Source organism: Clostridium sp. Marseille-QA1073 (genome assembly GCF_054863625.1).
On the sequence record NZ_JBSVQM010000001.1, the window covers coordinates 51,358 to 68,315 of the forward strand.

At 28.9% G+C, this 16,958-nt stretch carries 16 protein-coding genes; 12 read left to right on the top strand and 4 right to left on the bottom strand.

The window, feature by feature from the left end; translation table 11 throughout:
• The first annotated feature begins 424 nt into the window (after nucleotides 1-424).
• The 3 genes from ACY1IQ_RS00255 to ACY1IQ_RS00265 all read left to right on the top strand — a co-directional run bounded on the left by ACY1IQ_RS00255 (nucleotide 425) and on the right by ACY1IQ_RS00265 (nucleotide 2,089).
• Nucleotides 425-913, top strand: coding sequence for a helix-turn-helix domain-containing protein (locus tag ACY1IQ_RS00255; protein WP_461612063.1), 489 nt, complete (start codon nucleotides 425-427; stop codon nucleotides 911-913).
• Nucleotides 914-937: 24 nt separating this feature from the next.
• Nucleotides 938-1,297: a DUF4180 domain-containing protein gene (locus ACY1IQ_RS00260; protein ID WP_461612064.1), complete on the top strand. Its 360-nt coding sequence runs from the start codon at nucleotides 938-940 to the stop codon at nucleotides 1,295-1,297.
• Between the two features lie 282 nt (nucleotides 1,298-1,579).
• The gene (locus ACY1IQ_RS00265) at nucleotides 1,580-2,089 is read left to right on the top strand and encodes a GNAT family N-acetyltransferase (RefSeq protein ID WP_461612065.1); all 510 of its coding nucleotides are present in this window, start codon (nucleotides 1,580-1,582) and stop codon (nucleotides 2,087-2,089) included.
• A gap of 324 nt (nucleotides 2,090-2,413) precedes the next feature.
• Here ACY1IQ_RS00265 and ACY1IQ_RS00270 read toward each other — a convergent pair whose 3' ends face one another.
• Together ACY1IQ_RS00270 and ACY1IQ_RS00275 are read right to left on the bottom strand one after the other, a co-directional pair.
• Complete coding sequence (locus ACY1IQ_RS00270; RefSeq protein ID WP_461612066.1) at nucleotides 2,414-3,301, bottom strand: GNAT family N-acetyltransferase; 888 nt, start codon at nucleotides 3,299-3,301, stop codon at nucleotides 2,414-2,416.
• Nucleotides 3,302-3,979: 678 nt separating this feature from the next.
• The gene (locus ACY1IQ_RS00275; protein ID WP_461612067.1) at nucleotides 3,980-4,579 is read right to left on the bottom strand and encodes a DJ-1/PfpI family protein; all 600 of its coding nucleotides are present in this window, start codon (nucleotides 4,577-4,579) and stop codon (nucleotides 3,980-3,982) included.
• A gap of 215 nt (nucleotides 4,580-4,794) precedes the next feature.
• On the opposite strand from ACY1IQ_RS00275, the gene ACY1IQ_RS00280 reads away from it, so the two are divergent.
• From ACY1IQ_RS00280 to ACY1IQ_RS00320, 9 genes are all read left to right on the top strand, one after another.
• Entirely contained in the window at nucleotides 4,795-5,688 is an 894-nt protein-coding gene (locus ACY1IQ_RS00280) for a LysR family transcriptional regulator (RefSeq protein ID WP_461612068.1), read from the top strand.
• Between the two features lie 217 nt (nucleotides 5,689-5,905).
• Nucleotides 5,906-6,181, top strand: coding sequence for a metal-sensing transcriptional repressor (locus tag ACY1IQ_RS00285; RefSeq protein ID WP_291566611.1), 276 nt, complete (start codon nucleotides 5,906-5,908; stop codon nucleotides 6,179-6,181).
• Between the two features lie 109 nt (nucleotides 6,182-6,290).
• Nucleotides 6,291-8,156, top strand: coding sequence for a heavy metal translocating P-type ATPase (locus ACY1IQ_RS00290; protein WP_461612069.1), 1,866 nt, complete (start codon nucleotides 6,291-6,293; stop codon nucleotides 8,154-8,156).
• A 195-nt stretch (nucleotides 8,157-8,351) separates the two neighbouring features.
• The gene (locus ACY1IQ_RS00295) at nucleotides 8,352-8,873 is read left to right on the top strand and encodes a hypothetical protein (RefSeq protein ID WP_461612070.1); all 522 of its coding nucleotides are present in this window, start codon (nucleotides 8,352-8,354) and stop codon (nucleotides 8,871-8,873) included.
• A 675-nt stretch (nucleotides 8,874-9,548) separates the two neighbouring features.
• Nucleotides 9,549-10,934 carry an L-cystine transporter gene (locus ACY1IQ_RS00300; RefSeq protein WP_461612071.1) on the top strand — a complete coding sequence of 462 codons (1,386 nt, stop codon included), beginning with the start codon at nucleotides 9,549-9,551 and terminating at the stop codon, nucleotides 10,932-10,934.
• A 23-nt stretch (nucleotides 10,935-10,957) separates the two neighbouring features.
• On the top strand, nucleotides 10,958-12,292 hold the full coding sequence (locus tag ACY1IQ_RS00305) for a CoA-disulfide reductase (RefSeq protein ID WP_461612072.1): 1,335 nt from the start codon (nucleotides 10,958-10,960) through the stop codon (nucleotides 12,290-12,292).
• Between the two features lie 237 nt (nucleotides 12,293-12,529).
• Nucleotides 12,530-13,408, top strand: a complete 879-nt coding sequence (locus ACY1IQ_RS00310) for a lysostaphin resistance A-like protein (RefSeq protein WP_461612073.1) — start codon at nucleotides 12,530-12,532, stop codon at nucleotides 13,406-13,408.
• Nucleotides 13,409-13,770: 362 nt separating this feature from the next.
• Nucleotides 13,771-14,073 (top strand): transposase, encoded by a 303-nt coding sequence (locus tag ACY1IQ_RS00315; RefSeq protein ID WP_461612074.1) that lies wholly within the window; start codon nucleotides 13,771-13,773, stop codon nucleotides 14,071-14,073.
• Between the two features lie 29 nt (nucleotides 14,074-14,102).
• Nucleotides 14,103-14,981, top strand: a complete 879-nt coding sequence (locus ACY1IQ_RS00320; RefSeq protein WP_461612344.1) for an IS3 family transposase — start codon at nucleotides 14,103-14,105, stop codon at nucleotides 14,979-14,981.
• 55 nt (nucleotides 14,982-15,036) lie between these two features.
• Here ACY1IQ_RS00320 and ACY1IQ_RS00325 read toward each other — a convergent pair whose 3' ends face one another.
• Entirely contained in the window at nucleotides 15,037-15,858 is an 822-nt protein-coding gene (locus ACY1IQ_RS00325; RefSeq protein WP_461612075.1) for a hypothetical protein, read from the bottom strand.
• On the bottom strand, nucleotides 15,855-16,949 hold the full coding sequence (locus ACY1IQ_RS00330; RefSeq protein WP_461612076.1) for a cysteine protease StiP family protein: 1,095 nt from the start codon (nucleotides 16,947-16,949) through the stop codon (nucleotides 15,855-15,857). The genes ACY1IQ_RS00325 and ACY1IQ_RS00330 overlap by 4 nt, the downstream gene beginning before the upstream one ends.
• Nucleotides 16,950-16,958: the final 9 nt, after the last annotated feature.

Below are 16,958 nucleotides of genomic sequence, written 5' to 3' on the forward strand. Positions count from 1 at the left end.
TACATGAACACCGCATTATTCAAAGTTGAATTATGTGGTGTTTTTATGTCGCATTTCAAATAATATGCGACATACAGTTGTCGTATATTCCTCTTTATAATATAACTAAGATTAATTATAAAGGGGAATTTTTATTCTATGTTAAGTGGAGGAAACTAAAGAGATTGCTGCTTATTTTGGTTTGATATACAGGTCATGTCATTTAGAAGATAAATGTGATGCCTATAAATCATATAATAATTTATTGTTTAAATAAAAATTTAATTGATACAATTTATACAAAAGAGGAATTTTATGAGTTAATAGAACTTAATAGGGGACAATAAAGTACAATAAAGTATAATAAAATGCATTAAAGTAATTGACGGGTGTAATAAAATTTATTATAATCAACTCATAAAGTAATTATGAAAGGATGTTTTTTATGGAAAGCAAATTTTATACAGTTGATCAAATTGCAGAGCTTTTAGGTATGCATCATAAGACTATAAGAAAATTTATAACAGAAGGTAAGCTTGGAGCTAATAAAGTTGGAAAGCAGTGGAGAATTTCTGGTCATGATTTAAGTATTTTTATGGAGAAAAATAATGTTAATATAAAAAGTAAAAATACAAGTGGAGAAGAAAATGTTAAATTTTCAACTTCTAGTGAAGAAGTAGGAACTGTAAAACAAAAAATAAATGTATCTACTGTTGTAGATATTAATGAAATAAATAAGGATGAGTACATGAGAATATCTAATATGCTCATAGCTATGATGAATACTAAGGATAGTAAAATGGCTAACTCAACTATTAATATGAATTATTATGAACGTGAAAATAGGTTAAGAATAATGCTGTGGGGTGGAGTAAAATTCATGGAGGAAATGATGAGCACAATTTCCATATTAGTAGAGCAAAGAGAGCTATAATTTAAGGATGAGGAGGTAGTCAAAGTGGATTATAGAATAGTGAATAAAAATGATAAAACATATATTGAATATATTCCAAAGGGAAAGAAAATTTTTTCTGAACAAGATGTATTAGATATTATTGGTTCTTGCATGGAGCATAGATGTAACTACTTAATGCTTCATGGCGAAGTATTCTCAGAAGATTTTTTTAACCTTAGAACAGGACTAGCAGGAACCATGCTTCAAAAATTAATTAATTATAATATAAGGGCTGCAGCTATTATATCAAATGAAGAAAAGATTAAGGGAAGATTTGGAGAAATGGTTTTTGAAGCCAATAAAGGTAATGATTTTAGAGTGTTTAAAGATGTAATTGAAGCAGAAAACTGGCTTTTATCTTAAATATGAACTTGCAAGCTTTAAACTTAAGATGTTCTAATTTATTGCTAATATAGGTTTAGGCAATATATGGTGGAATAAAATGTTAAAACAAAACAATGCTTTTGATAAAAGATTTGATCGTCCATTTGTTTAAGTTTATTTACAGAGGTCGTTATACTGAGATAAGTGATTTTAAAGAAAAACAATGGATATTTGCACAACAACATACATTTTATTAAAATTATGTTATTATACGGATATGATATAACTGTATTTAATGAGGTGGTATTGGGGGAGGATTAAATGATATTAGAAACTGAAAGGCTTATTATTAGAGAATTTAATCATGAAGATATTGATTTAATCTATGATATTAATAATGATCTGGAATGTATTAGATTTAATAGTTGGGATTCTATGTCCTATGAAGAGTGTCAAAAGGATATTAAAAAATGGATAGGTCAATATTCAAATCTTCCTGGAACAGGAGCATTCTGTGTTGAAAACAAAGATGAAAAAACAAAAATAGGTATGGCATTTATAGTTAAAACAAGTAAAAATGGAGAATTTGAAATTGGGTTTAGATTACGTAGAATGCATTGGTATAAGGGATATGCCAAAAAAATTACTCGTGGTTTTATAAATTATTCAACAAATAAACTAAATGCCAATGCTGTGATTGCAGAAGTCTATGTAGATAATCTAAAATCAAGAAATGTATTTGAAAAGTTAGGCTTTTTAAAATTTAAGCATCCAGATGGGGAAGATGGACTTATTTTTAGATATAATTTAAATACACTTACTAATACATAATTTCCTTAAAAAGTTACTTAGGGGTAAAGAAAAATCTCTTTCTAGATTTATGAAAAGTTTTATCATTGGATTAAAACATAGTTTAATAATAAAAATTTTTCTATTAATTATTTAGATATTTTTCATTAAGAATAGAATAACTAGCCAATACGCATATATTTTGCATCTTTAACTAGCTATTTTACATTAAAGATATATTGAGTTAAGTATTAAAATATATCTATGAATAAGCTTTTCTAAGGTTAAGGTGGAGAGAGAATTACTTCATCTTAACCTTAGAATCACTTTATAAACTATAGTTTTTTAAATTTAGTATGAAATCACTTAAGATTCAATATTATACTCATAATAATTCATTATAGATTTTTCTTCAAAACCACAAGCTTTATATAAGGTTAGAGCATTAGCATTTTTAGTTTCTACATCTAGTTCTATGTCATATATGTTTTTTTCATTTATTAAGCGTAAAGCTTCTTTTAAAGCTGCTTTTCCACAGCCTTTGCCTCTAAAATCAGGTAATATTCCAAATCCAGCTACATAGGATGAGGTATCATTACATTCGATTCTAATTTTACCTATAATATCACCATTAAGCTCAATCATATATGTGACTATATTATCATTATCTATAAAATTTTCAATATCATCTCTATCAAGATTAAAAAATATTGTATTTTGCTTTTGAATTTCTTTAGCATCTAATTTGTTTGATTTTCTTAGAGTAATAGAATTTTCCATTCCTATAGGAGTTTTATCAGAGCGTTTCATTCTATACTCTGAAAAATCGTAGTTTCCTCCTATAGATTTTATAAACTCAATTCCAGAGTTAGATTTACCATTTGATAGTAGTAATATTTTATTAAAGTTCCTATTTTGGCACTGATCTATAACAAGTTTAAAAAGCTTCTTAAATAACCCTTTTCTTCTCCAATCTGGATGAGTCATACCAATAATCTCACTTATATTGCCTCCAAAGCTTGAAATGTTAATGTATGATACTAAAGTTTTATCTACATAATAAAGAAATTCATTGACGTTTTTTAATCCTATATCAGAACTTCTAGGCATATTTAGTCTATAGTCTAATTCTAATTTTAGATTGGATTTATCATTTAAATTGCAAATTTCCTCAAGTTGACTTATTTCTTTATAATCTTTTTCAGAGATATATTCTTTTAAAATAACATATTGATTTAATATTTTTTCAGCCATTTTAAAATCTCCTTTTCCTATAATAAGATCAATAATCTCTAAAAATGGGCATAAAAATTCCGCAGTAAGCAACCTCAAAACTGGATGCTATCTGCGGGTGCAAAAAACAGGTATACTGTAGTTTTATTTATCCTCAATAGTCATTTATGTTTATGAAAGGTTATCAATAGCTACAGAAATGCAACACTAATAGAGGGTAGAACAACCCTCAAAATTACATTTTCGCTCATATTTAGTTTTAAGCAACAATCACCTTTAAATTAGCTAACATATAACATCTCTCCTTCCATAAGAACATATTGTATTTTATAATAAATCTTATATATAAGATTATATGCTTATAAGAAAAATCTGTCAATTGACAATTTTGAAAAGTCTGATAATGAAAAATATTAAAGTATATTAATGATGAACTGTATCATAGATCACTTGGATTTTAGAGAAAATTGTTACTTGCAAAACAAAAAGAGTATTTAGAGTTAATAGGTTATAGGATTAATATAATTGAGTAATAAAGGGCAAACTTGACCTACAAATGATATATTTAGATATTAGTTATTTAAGAAGTAATATCTAAAAAAATAAAGGACGATTTATAACTCAAAAGGACTAGGTTAAAAAGACCTAATCCTTTATTTATAGAAGTATTTTCAATAGTTTGTCTAGACAGGAGACTTTTTATTTAATGGAACAATTAAATCCCATCAACTGCTTAACTTTGTTGCAGTTCTCTTGAGATGTAAGCAGTTCTAAAAGCTTGAAAGCTACATCGAAAGCAGTGGATGGATTATAGGAAGTGATTATGTTTTTATCTATAACAATAGGTTCATCACAAATTACATTAGCACCAAATTCAGCTAATTGCTTTTGTCTTCTACCATTTGATAAATTATATGTTGTGGCATTTCTACCAGTTAGTACACCGCTTTTTCCAACAGGTAATGAAGCAACACAAATAGAAGCTATAATTTTCCCTGCTTTATCAAATTCTCTTATTATGTTTAAAAAATCCTCATCATAAGCATCTTCATAAAATCCAGCCTCTTCAAATCCACCTGGTATTGCAAGGGCATCAAATTCATTAATATTAACTTCACTTATATGCATTTCAGGAATTACTGTGAAATTCCAAGTGCATTTTAACTTTTCTCTCATTCCAGCGGTCACTAAATCTGTAGTACCGTCACCCTCTAACTTATTCCAACCTATAACATCTGTAAAAACACTTGCTTCTACTGCTTCAAAACCATTAGCAAGAAGTAATAATACTTTTTTCATATTCAATCATCTCCTTTTAATGAAAACTTAAACGATTTAATAATAGAGTTCTATAAATTCATAGATTAAATTTAAAAATGGAACATCTATATCTGATGTTCTTAAGTATAACGCTATTTACGTTATCAGTAAAATTGAAATAAATGAAGTAAATAATCGAAATATATGATACTATAATTTATATTATATAATTAAATTATAAAGGGATGAGAACGATGGAAATTAGACATTTACAGACATTTATAACTATAGTTGAACTTGGAGGATTTTCAAAAGCAGCAGAGCATTTAGGTTATGCTCAATCTACTATAACATCTCATATTCAAATCTTAGAAAATGAATTAAAGGAAGTTTTATTTGATCGCTTAGGTAAAAAAATTGTTTTAACTAATATAGGTAAGGAGTTAGTTCCATATGCAAAACAAATGCTTGATGTCTATAAAGAAATTAAGAATATAACATCAGAACAAAAAGGTATATCAGGTGATTTGGTTATTGGAGCAGGAGAATCGCTGTCTATATATCGACTAGGAGAAATCTTAAAGGAATATAAAAGAAACTTTCCAAATGTGAACATTATTTTAAAGAATTCAATTTGTAGTGATTTAAGAAGCAAATTGCATAGTGGAGAGATAGATATTATATTTACCATTGAACCTCAAATTATAGACAGAGATTTAGTAGTTAAAAATTTAAAAGATGAATGTATGGCAATTATTGCTTCACCAGATGCAGATTTAGAGTTTTTATCTACTAACCTGGTAAGTGAGACAGCAAGAGAAAACATCATATTAAGTGAAAATGGGTGTAGTTTTAGAATAGCCTTTGAAAATTATTTAAAGCAGAAAAAAATAAGATATAAGAATCCTTTAGAATTTTCAAGTATAGAAGCTACTAAAAAGTGTGTAATGAATGGTCTTGGCATTTCATTTTTACCTTTATACACAGTAAGAGATGAGATAAAGGAAGGAAGCCTTAAGATGATAGAACTAAAAGAATCATTAGGTAAGTTTTCAACTCAGCTTGCATACCATAAAAATAAAAGTATATCTGAACCAATGAGCAAATTAATAGAAATTGCACTAAAAAATGCAGCTAATTGGAAGTAGTATAGAAGAGATTTTATTTAGTATCAGTATTAAAAGTTTCAAGTTATATCGATAGGGTGAATTGTATCATAAACAATGTGCTTTTTACTACATTTGTAATTTAAGAAGTTTAGATGTTAAATGCATTATAGGAATTATTAAATTGACATTAGGAAATGGTAATGCTATTCTTTCTACATATTGATAATGAGATTAAATTTAAATGGAGGATGTTATTATGCGCCAGTGTATGGATTTAGATAATTTGCACAGAAGAGTTAAAAAGATTATAGGGCAATTAAATGCTATAGATAGAATGATTGATGAAGATGTACCTTGTGAAGATATTTTGATTCAGATAAATGCGGTTAAAAATGCGGTACATAAGGTTGGACAAGTGGTATTAGAAGGGCACTTAAGTCATTGTGTAAAAGATGGTATTGAACATGGAGACGCTGAAAAGACAATTAAAGAATTTGCAAAAGCAATAGAACATTTTTCAAGAATGTCATAATTTATCAAAAAGTAGTCATGTTATTGACTACTTTTTTTATTGACAAATATTATATTTAAAGTTTAGTATATACATATACCCCTATAGGTATATAGAAAGGGTGATATTTATGTCTATAGTAAAATTATTAATGAAAGATGAAGAAAAGCGTACAATTGGATTACTTGTAATTTCAGCAATAGCACTTATTATTAGCTTTTTTAATTTAATACCTATGCCTATTGATTTAGCATGGATTGTAATTATTTTTTGTGGTGTACCAATTATTAAAGAAGCGATAATTGGACTGGTTACTGAATTTGATATTAAAGCAGATGTATTAGTATCTATAGCTTTAATTGCTTCTGTAATTATTGGTGAAATCTTTGCTGCAGGGGAAATTGCCTTTATTATGACACTTGGTGCTTTATTAGAGGAACGTACTGTTGCAAAAGCACGTGTTGGTATTGAAAAATTGATACATCTTACCCCTAGAACTGCAAGAGTTGTTTGTGATGGAGTAGAAAACATAATACCTGCTGAACAAGTTCAAGTTGGAAATATGCTTCGTGTACTTCCAGGGGAAACCATTGCTGTTGATGGCATTATTATTTCTGGACAAACTTCTATTAATCAATCGGTAATGACAGGTGAATCACTACCAGTTGATAAAGGTGTAGGGGATGAGGTTTTTAGTGGAACAGTAAATCAATTTGGTGCATTTGATATGGAAGCTACCAAGGTTGGTGAAGATAGCTCACTGCAAAGAATGATTAAACTTGTAGAGTCTGCTGATGCAAGTAAGGCTAAAATTGTTGGTATGGCAGATAGATGGGCTACGTGGATAGTTGTTATTGCTCTTGTATCCGCGGTAGGTACGTGGTTTATTACAGGAGAAATTATTCGTGCAGTTACAATTCTTGTTGTGTTTTGTCCATGTGCTTTAGTGCTTGCAACTCCTACTGCTATTATGGCAGGCATTGGAAATGCCACGAAATACGGTATTCTTGTCCGTGAAGGAGATGCATTAGAAAGACTATCAAAAGTAACTAGAATTACCTTTGATAAAACAGGTACTCTCACTTATGGTAAACCTTCTGTTGTGGCAGTTCAAAGTTTTAATGATGATATAAGTTCAGAAGAATTATTGACACTGACAGCTTCTGCTGAACTACGTTCTGAGCATCCATTGGGCAAAGCAATTGTTTCACATTTTAGAAATACATCAGACACAGTTTTAGAAGAACCGCAAGAATTTGTAATTATTGCAGGGCGTGGTGTTAAAGCAATAGTTTCAGATAATACAATTTTTGCAGGAAATACAGAATTGTTAGCGGGAAATTCTGTAATAATATCTAAAGACATGTTGGACAAGGCATCTGAATACACAAAAGAGGGGTGTACAATTATCTATGTTGCTATTAATGGTTGTGAATCTGGGTTTATAGCTCTATCAGATACACTGCGTAAAGATTCTGTAGAGATGATTAAAAAGCTTCAATCAATCAAGGTAGAAAGCATATTGTTAACTGGGGATAATCCTCAAGCAGCTTCTCATATTGCTAAAAGTGTAGGCATTAACGATGTTCACTCAGAATGCTTGCCAGAAGATAAAATGTCTGCAATTGAGCAATATCAGAATAGAAATGAGATGGTTTGCATGATTGGAGATGGAATTAATGATGCACCTGCTCTTAAAAAGGCATACGTAGGTGTTGCAATGGGGGGAATTGGCAGCGATATTGCTATTGATGCAGCAGATATTGCCCTTGTCAGTGATGATATTAAATCGATACCTCACTTATTAAGTCTATCACAAAGAACCATGACCACAATTAGATGGAATTTGTCTCTTTCTATGCTTCTTAATTTTGTAGCTATTATATTAGCAATGACAGGTATTTTAAATCCAATACTTGGTGCTTTAGTGCATAATGTAGGATCTGTTGCAGTTATCATTAACTCAGCAGTATTATTAAATTTTAAAAGTAAATAACAAGTTATTATTTTAGAAATGCTTAAAACTCTTATCATAAAATGGTGGTAAGAGTTTTTTTACTTTTAATTTATAATATAGTTCAATAATAAAAGATGGAATCATTGGAGCTTTGCTAACAATTATAGTATAATTAGCCATATGATGTAAGATATAAATAGATTGATTCTTGACGAGGATATATGGGGGTATACTATGAAAGAATATATATTTAATATTTTGTTTATATTTGTAATTGTATTTGGAGCGAAAGACTTAATAATTGAGCTTAGAAAAATCAAGGAACACAGAGTAATTATTACTAAGGGAAGGGTTAAGGTTAATAATGACCTCCTACATGGAATAGTGACCACAACATGGGCTATCATTTTTAGTGTATTATTTTTTATCACTGAAGTAGATGTCGATATGGTTGTATTAAAATCAAATATAATGATTATATGTATGGGCATCCCAAAACTGTTAACAGGAATAAGAAATGAAATAAGAGATGATGGAGTTTATATAAGAAAAGAGATTTATAAATGGAATAAAGTTGAATCATATCAATGGTGTAACGAAAATAAAAGAGGAAATGGAAATATAATATTTTATGTACATAAATATGATGATAATTTTTATGATAAAAAAGTGAAACTTAAAGTAAATAAAGATGATAAAGAAAAATTACAGGGTTTTCTAAATGAAATAGGGCTTAAAGCTAGTAATATGATTTAATCATGAGAAAAATTTATTTCAATTAGTAGCTACTATATAAAAAATGTGACAAAGTTATTTTACCAAGTAACTTTGTCACATTTTTTTAGATTATTTATTATAATAACTAAATAAAAAACATAAAGTTATTATCTTCTATTTGTTTTTCATATTCATTTGCTGGTTCATATAATGTAATTTTTTCAAAGCTGCTTCAATTGCATTATCAAATGGTTCAAAGACGAATGACTGCATAGTAGATTCTAGTGCTGATACCTTGTTCTCAACAGTTTTTTCTTTTTTTCAAATATAGTTGTTTAATATTATTTATAGGTAAGCTATAAATAATATTAAAGTCAATATCATACTAACAATATATGTATTATAAAAATTAATTTTGAAAACCTATTGACTTTTTATCTTTACAGAGCTAAAATCTTAAACATACTAAACATATATGTATTATGTGTTTTATAAATATAAAGTTCTAAAATTAATATATATGAAAATTATTGATATTTATTAGGTATAACAGCTGAAACCATTGAATTCACAATTGATAAAGAAAGAGTTTATGCTAATTAATATTATGCAAACAATGGGTTATATTATATTTATAACTAAAGTGTAACATTAAATGGATTAACAGCATTTATAAATATAGGGTAAATATTATAATAAGGAGAAGGTGAAAAAATGAATGACACACTATTAATAATCTTAAACATAGTAGTAATGGCTATTTTGATTGGCTCAATATTTTGGATGCAAAAGAAGCACTATTCTTTTACTGCTAGAGTGCTTACAGGCTTAATAGTAGGAATTATATATGGAGCAATACTTCAAATTATTTTTGGAGTGGAATCTCCAGTTATTGAGGGAGCTAATAACTGGTTTAATGTAATTGGAACTGGATATGTAAGATTATTAAAAATGATAGTAATGCCACTTATATTTGTGTCAATTACTTGTGCTATAATTAATCAAAAGTCCAGTAATCTTGGAAAGCTTACGGGCACAATTCTAATTGTACTTTTACTTACTACAGCAGTATCTGCATTAGTAGGCGCAACTACAGCTAATACTTTTGGATTAAGTGTAGAAGGATTGCAAACAGGAGATACAGAGATCAAGAGAGGAGAAGAACTGGAAGAAAAATTAACTAATTTGCAGCAAAAGCCAGTTCAAGAACAAATTATAGATATAATTCCAACAAATCCTTTCTATTCGTTAACAGGGCAAGGTGATTCACCTACATTATCAGTAGTATTTTTTGCAGGATTTATTGGAGTTGCAACACTAGGAATTAAAAAGAAACGACCTAAATCAGCAGAAATATTTATTGGATTTTTAAATGCATTACATGATGTGGTAATGCGTATGGTAACTTTAGTTTTAAGATTAACTCCTTTTGGAGTATTAGCTCTTATGACAACAATGGTTTCAACAAGTAAATTTTCACAAATTCTCGGACTTATGAAATTTGTAGTAGCTTCATATGTAGCTATATTAATAATGTTTATTGTACATTCTATTATCCTAATGATATTTAAGCTAAATCCTATTACCTATTTTAAAAAATCAGCGTCAGTACTTATCTTTGCTTTCACATCAAGAACTAGTGCTGGGGCATTGCCACTTAACATTAAGACTCAAGTTGATAAACTAGGAGTTTCAGAAGGAGTTGCAAATCTTTCAGCATCACTAGGTGTTAGTATAGGTCAAAATGGATGTGCAGGAATTTATCCAGCGATGCTTGCAGTGATGGTAGCACCAACACTAGGTATTAATCCAATGGCACCAGGATTTTTAGTGAAGTTGATACTTATAACTACACTAAGTTCCTTTGGAATCGCAGGTGTAGGTGGTGGTGCAACTTTTGCAGCATTAACTGTATTCTCTGCATTAGGTTTTCCAGTAGGATTAGTAGGATTATTAATTGCTATTGAACCACTAATAGATATGGCAAGAACAGCATTAAATGTAAGTGGTTCGATAGTAACAGGAGTGGTTTCAGGAAAGATTATGAATGAATTAGATATGGAAATATATAATAACAAATCTATTGAAGAAACTAGCTAAAATTTTGCATTGGAGGAAGGCTTATGAGGATTATAGTTATAGGTGGTGTAGCGGCAGGAATGAGCGCTGCATCAAAAGCTAAAAGAACAAATTCTAACTCTCAAATAGTGGTTTATGAAAAATCAGATGTGGTTTCTTGGGGAGCTTGTGGATTGCCTTATTATGTAGGAGATTTCTATGAAGATCCTAATACCATGATAGCAAGACCATTAAATAAGTTCATAGAGAGTGGAATTGATGTAAAAACAAAGCATGAGGTTTTAAAAATATACCCAGTAAGTAAAACTGTAACCGTAAAAGATTTATCTACAGGAAATATATTTGATGATAAATATGATGTGCTTATGGTTGCTACAGGAGCTAGTGCCATAATACCACCTATAGAGAATAAAAATTTAAAGAATGTATTTACTTTAAAAGAATTTAGCGATGGAATAGCTATAAAAGAAGTAGCTAAAAAGAATGAAATTAAGGATGTAGTTATAATAGGTGCAGGTTTCATTGGTATTGAAACTGTAGAAGCAATGAAAAAACTAGGTAAGAATATAAGAGTAATTCAATTAGATTCTAGAGTTCTACCAGATACCTTTGATGAAGAGATTACTTCAATTATGGAAAAAGAATTATTAAATCATGGAGTAGAGCTTAATTTAAATGAGTCCGTTAAGGCCTTTAAAGGAACTGAAAAAGTAGAAGAAGTAATCACAGATAAGGGAAGCTATAGAGCAGACTTAGTAATAATATGTACAGGAGTAAGACCTAATACTAGTTTTCTGGAAACTACAGGAATTGAAATGCTTAGAAATGGAGCTTTAGTTATAGATGAATATGGTGAAACTAGTATAAAAGGCATCTATGCAGCAGGAGATTGTGCTAGTGTATATCATTTAATTAAAGAAGAAAATGTATATATACCACTTGCAACTACAGCAAATAAAATAGGAAGAATTGTTGGAGAAAATCTTGCAGGGAAGAGAGTTTCTTTTCAAGGGACCTTAGGCTCTGCAGCAATAAAGGTAATGAACTTAGAAGCAGGTAGAACAGGAATTTCTGAAGCAGATGCAATCAAAATGAATATAAACTATGAAAAAGTATTTATACAGGATAAGAATCAAGCTAATTATTACCCGGGACAAAGTGATATTTATGTAAAGTTAATTTACCATGGTGAGACAAAGGTATTACTTGGAGGACAAATTGTTGGTGAAAAAGGTGCAGTGTTAAGGGTAGATGTGTTAGCCTCTGCAATATTTAAGAAAATGACCACAGAGGAATTAGGTATGTTAGACTTATGTTATGCACCACCTTTTGCTAGAACTTGGGATGTATTAAATGTAGCTGCCAATGTGGCTAAGTAGTTGAGCTTTAAAGATCTGTGATAAGATATGGAAAAATATAAAATAAAGGTGGAAATTCTTTTAGAATTTCCACCTTTATTTTATATTTTCTAAAAAGTTTCTATATAGTTTTATCCATGATTTTAAAATTTATATTAACTTAAGTATAAAGATTTTATATGAATTATCAAATTTAAGTGATATAAGATATAATTAAGTGGAATATATTTCTAATAATTATTATAAGGAGGGATTAGAATGGGAAATAAACTAAAAAGTTTTTTTGCTGCACTTGGATATTTATTAATGGCATTTATTATTCAGGTACTTGTGTCTATAGTTGGAGGAATGCTCATAGGACTTCAATATGTTTATAAACAAAGTCACAATGATTTGCTGAACATGGAACAACAAGGCATGACTAATGTAGTTAATGAAGTTGCAGGAAAATTGAATTATATATTATTAATATCTTCTATAGTAACAGTACTGATATTTTTAATAATATATGCAATTAGAAAGAAAAAACTAACTGAAGAAATACTTCTTAAAAAGACAAAACTTATGAATATAGTCACAGCAGTATTAATAGGTACATGTGTATGGCTATTTAACTCTGGAGTTTTAGCTTTGTTACAATTAAATGGATTGCTTATGGAACAATTTCAAGGCATGAATGAGATTTTAAATCCATTAACTGAAGGAAATTTATTTATTATGGTATTAACAATAGGAATAGTAGCACCTTTTGCAGAGGAATTTTTATTTAGAGGAGTTATATATAGAACTTTAAGTAAAAATATATCAATACCAGTTACGATAATTATTCAAGGAATTTTATTTGGAATATATCATGCTAACCTTATTCAAGGTGTTTATGCTAGCTTACTAGGAATAATATTTGGATTTATAACATATAAAACACAATCTCTATGGCCAGCCATAATTGCCCATATGACAAATAATACTATAGCTGTAATTATACCTACATTAATGGGTGATATATTCAATACAACTAGTTGTATGATATTTGTTATTATAGGGTTAATTGGAACAATTACAACCATATTTTTTATCAATAAAAACAACCCTAAAGTTATTGAGGAAAACATGGGAATAGACCAATTCATAATTTAATTTATAATTGAGGCTATTTCTCAGCAAAAGCTGGGAAGTTAAATTCCACCCCTGGGGTCTATAATAAGATTAAAATAGCTACACAAATTTAATATGCAGCTATTTTTTGCCTAGATCTCTGAGAGTGCAGTAGGATATGGATGGAGGTTTAATATATTAGGCAATACTTTAGTTATATTACGTATCTTTATAGTATTGATTAAATTCATTGATTATTACTCCGAACTGTACTGCACCTCAGGGGAAACCTTATACAATTGAGGATTGACAATTGACAATGAAGAACCTATAGGCCCCCTAATTAGAATGGACACCATAATTCTAAAATTATAAAATAAAGATAAAGTTAGGAGGGTCTATTTATGTCTGAGAAATTTATTCGTAAGTTTACAGAAGAAGAAAGAGTTTCATATGTTAAGAAAGCGTTAGAAGCAGGAAGTAATATTTTAATTGCTAAGAAATATGGTATTCATCCAAATCTTTTAAGTAAGTGGATTAATAACTATAGAAGATACCAACAAACATTGGAGCCAAAAGAAGTTGTTGAAAATGAAGTTATTCCAAATTATAAAAAGGAATATAAAAGAATGCAAAAAGATTTAGAAGAAAAAGAACTAGAAATTAAGATTTTAAGAGACTTATTAAAAAAAAAGAACCTACTCTAACTGAATTAATTGAAATTGCTAATAGATATATTAATCTTGGCTATTCTAAGGCCATGGTTCTTAGAATAGTTAAGGTTAGTAGATCTACTTATTACGCATATATAAATAGTAGGCCTAATCGTAACTATAATAATGTTGGAAGAAGAATTTCTGGATACAGTTACACTTTTAGGGGATTTAAAGTTTATGATATACAAATTCAAAAGTATATAAAAGAGCTAAAAACAAGAAAAACATCAAAATATTATGGTTATAGAAAGATAACATATATTCTCAGACGCAATTATAATTTAAAGATAAACAAAAAGAAGGTAAGACGCCTAATGGCAATAATGGGGCTCTTATCTCTAAATAAAAAAAGCGTAGTTAAACGTATATCAAGAAAGTGTAAAGAAAGAAAAATTACTGGCTCAAATCAGTTATGGCAAATGGATATAAAGTATGCTTTTATAGCTGGAACTAGAAAGACAGCATATATAACATCAATTATAGATGTTTATGATAGAGAAATTGTTGCACATTCAATAGATCTTAGCTGCACCGGAAAGGTTGCTAAAGAAGTACTAATTAAAGCTTTGTATATAAGAGGACTCAAAGATACTGAATTCAATCTTGTCATTCGAACAGACAACGGCAGTCAGTTTATTAGTGGTAACTTTGAAAAATCATGTTTAGACGAGAAAGTTCTTCATGAAAGAATACCAGTTAGAAGTCCTAATTATAATGCTTATATTGAGTCTTATCATAGATACCTGCAAGACGAATGCCTTACAGGTAAAATGTATATGTCTTTAAACCATATTATTTATGATGTAGAAGACTTTGTATATAGATATAACAATGAGAGGATACATTCTTCTATAGGATATGTACCTCCTCATGAATATTATCTAGCAAATATATGTTAGATAGAGCTTGAGTTATCTATGTCCATTTAAAGGGGTGCAATCCGGAAAAATGAGTTCAACGAACTCTGTTTTTATAAATATGACTAAGGACTTTTTCTAATATTTCTTCAGAAGCTCTAACTCCTATATTTTCAGTAATATAGATATTTTTATGGTTGTCAATCAGTAGTTTTTCTCTCATTGGAGAATGTTTAGGTACCATTCCAACAGTAGAATTTATAAGCATAGGTAGATCAAATTCAGAATCTCCTGAACTATATAAATCGTAGTCATTTTCAATCTCCATTATATGCTCAAGAGGTGAATACTTGTTTATACATAGTGGAATTATATATAATTTTCTACCGTGAATTATTACAGTGTAATCACTGTCTAAACAAATGGTTTGGGCCTTTTGGATAAGAATATTATCTAAAAGATTTTTATCTTTTAAAATAGCACATAAATATAAATCTTCACAAAGGGAATAAGATTCTATATAAGAGCTATTGATTAGGAAATTGCAATACTTTATCATCAAAGTTAAAGGTGGAATTTTATTTAGTTTTTCTTTTATGATTTTATCCCAACTATTAAGAGGAACACCATCTTTAAGTATAACTCCACCATTACACATAACAGCATATTTAGGAATTACTTTTTTATTAAATAGTTCTATTCTTTTAAACTGATGTTGCACTCTTGTGGTAACAGGAATAAAAGTTATTCTTTTATTTACTTCATATAATAAATTTTCAATTTCCAAGGAAACATATGAAGTAGGTGAATTGTTTTTATATTCAGCCACCATAAGATTATTCATATGACATTCTTTAAATTCTTTAAAAAACTTATTAGAATATATAAGTGTTCTATCTAAATCTGAAGCATAAATCATCTTTTCATCTCCATAATAATTCCACAACAACTGTAAGACATATCTTTATAAACCATTATAGGAACCCCTCTATCTTCAGCAAGCTTATATATATGGATAAGATTTGGATTATCTAAAGAATTTACTAATATTCTCCAAGGTACTCTTCTAAGTAGTACTCTAGTGGTTTCTCCAATACCAGGTTTAATATGATTGATTTTCTTAATATTAAATAATTTTTTTATACGATTTACCTCAGAAAGTCCTCTATAATCTACAATAGTATCCTTCTTATTTATAACACAATCCTTTTCAGCTGATGTTAATTCATTAAAACACTTAGATATTTCATCAATAAAGAAATTTGATACATCAATATTTGACCATTCACTATAAAACTTAGCGCCATGAAAGTCATCTTTAAAGATAAATTTATCATTATGAACTGTTCTGCTCACAAGACCGGATACAGTAGAGTTAAGACAGGCACTAGGAATGAGAAAATCCTCTCTTGTTCCATATATCTTTGAAGCGTATGCTGGATCAGAAAGAACAGCAAGAGATGGATCTAATTTAATTCCATACTCCCTATAAAAATCATTACAAGAAGAAATTAGGGTATCTTGAATAACTCCTTTTCCAGTCCAGCCATCAATAAATTGTATATTACAATTTGGATGATTATCTATAATATATTTTATAGCGTTTTTATCTACGCCTTTATCTCTAATTATTGAAATGCTATAATGTGGAAGATCTAATTTATACTTTAGTTTTATATATCTTTTTATTAAGATCCCAATAGGGGTACCAGCTCGGGCAAGAGATACTAAAACTAAATTATCCATATTTTTATTTAAAATTTTTTCGCCTACTATTCGAATTAAATTAGCCATTTTATTCTTTGAACGTTGTAGAGTACTATAAAATATATTCATATACTCTTCACTAGGATGATATTCAATAGGTAACATTTCTGAATAATGAGTTCCTGAATCCATGGCTATTTCTCTTGTTAAATTATCTTCTTCTTTAATTAAATTACTAATATCTTTTAATAAAAATATTACATCAGAAGTATTATAACTTCCAGAAAATGTAGTATAATTCATCATATAAAC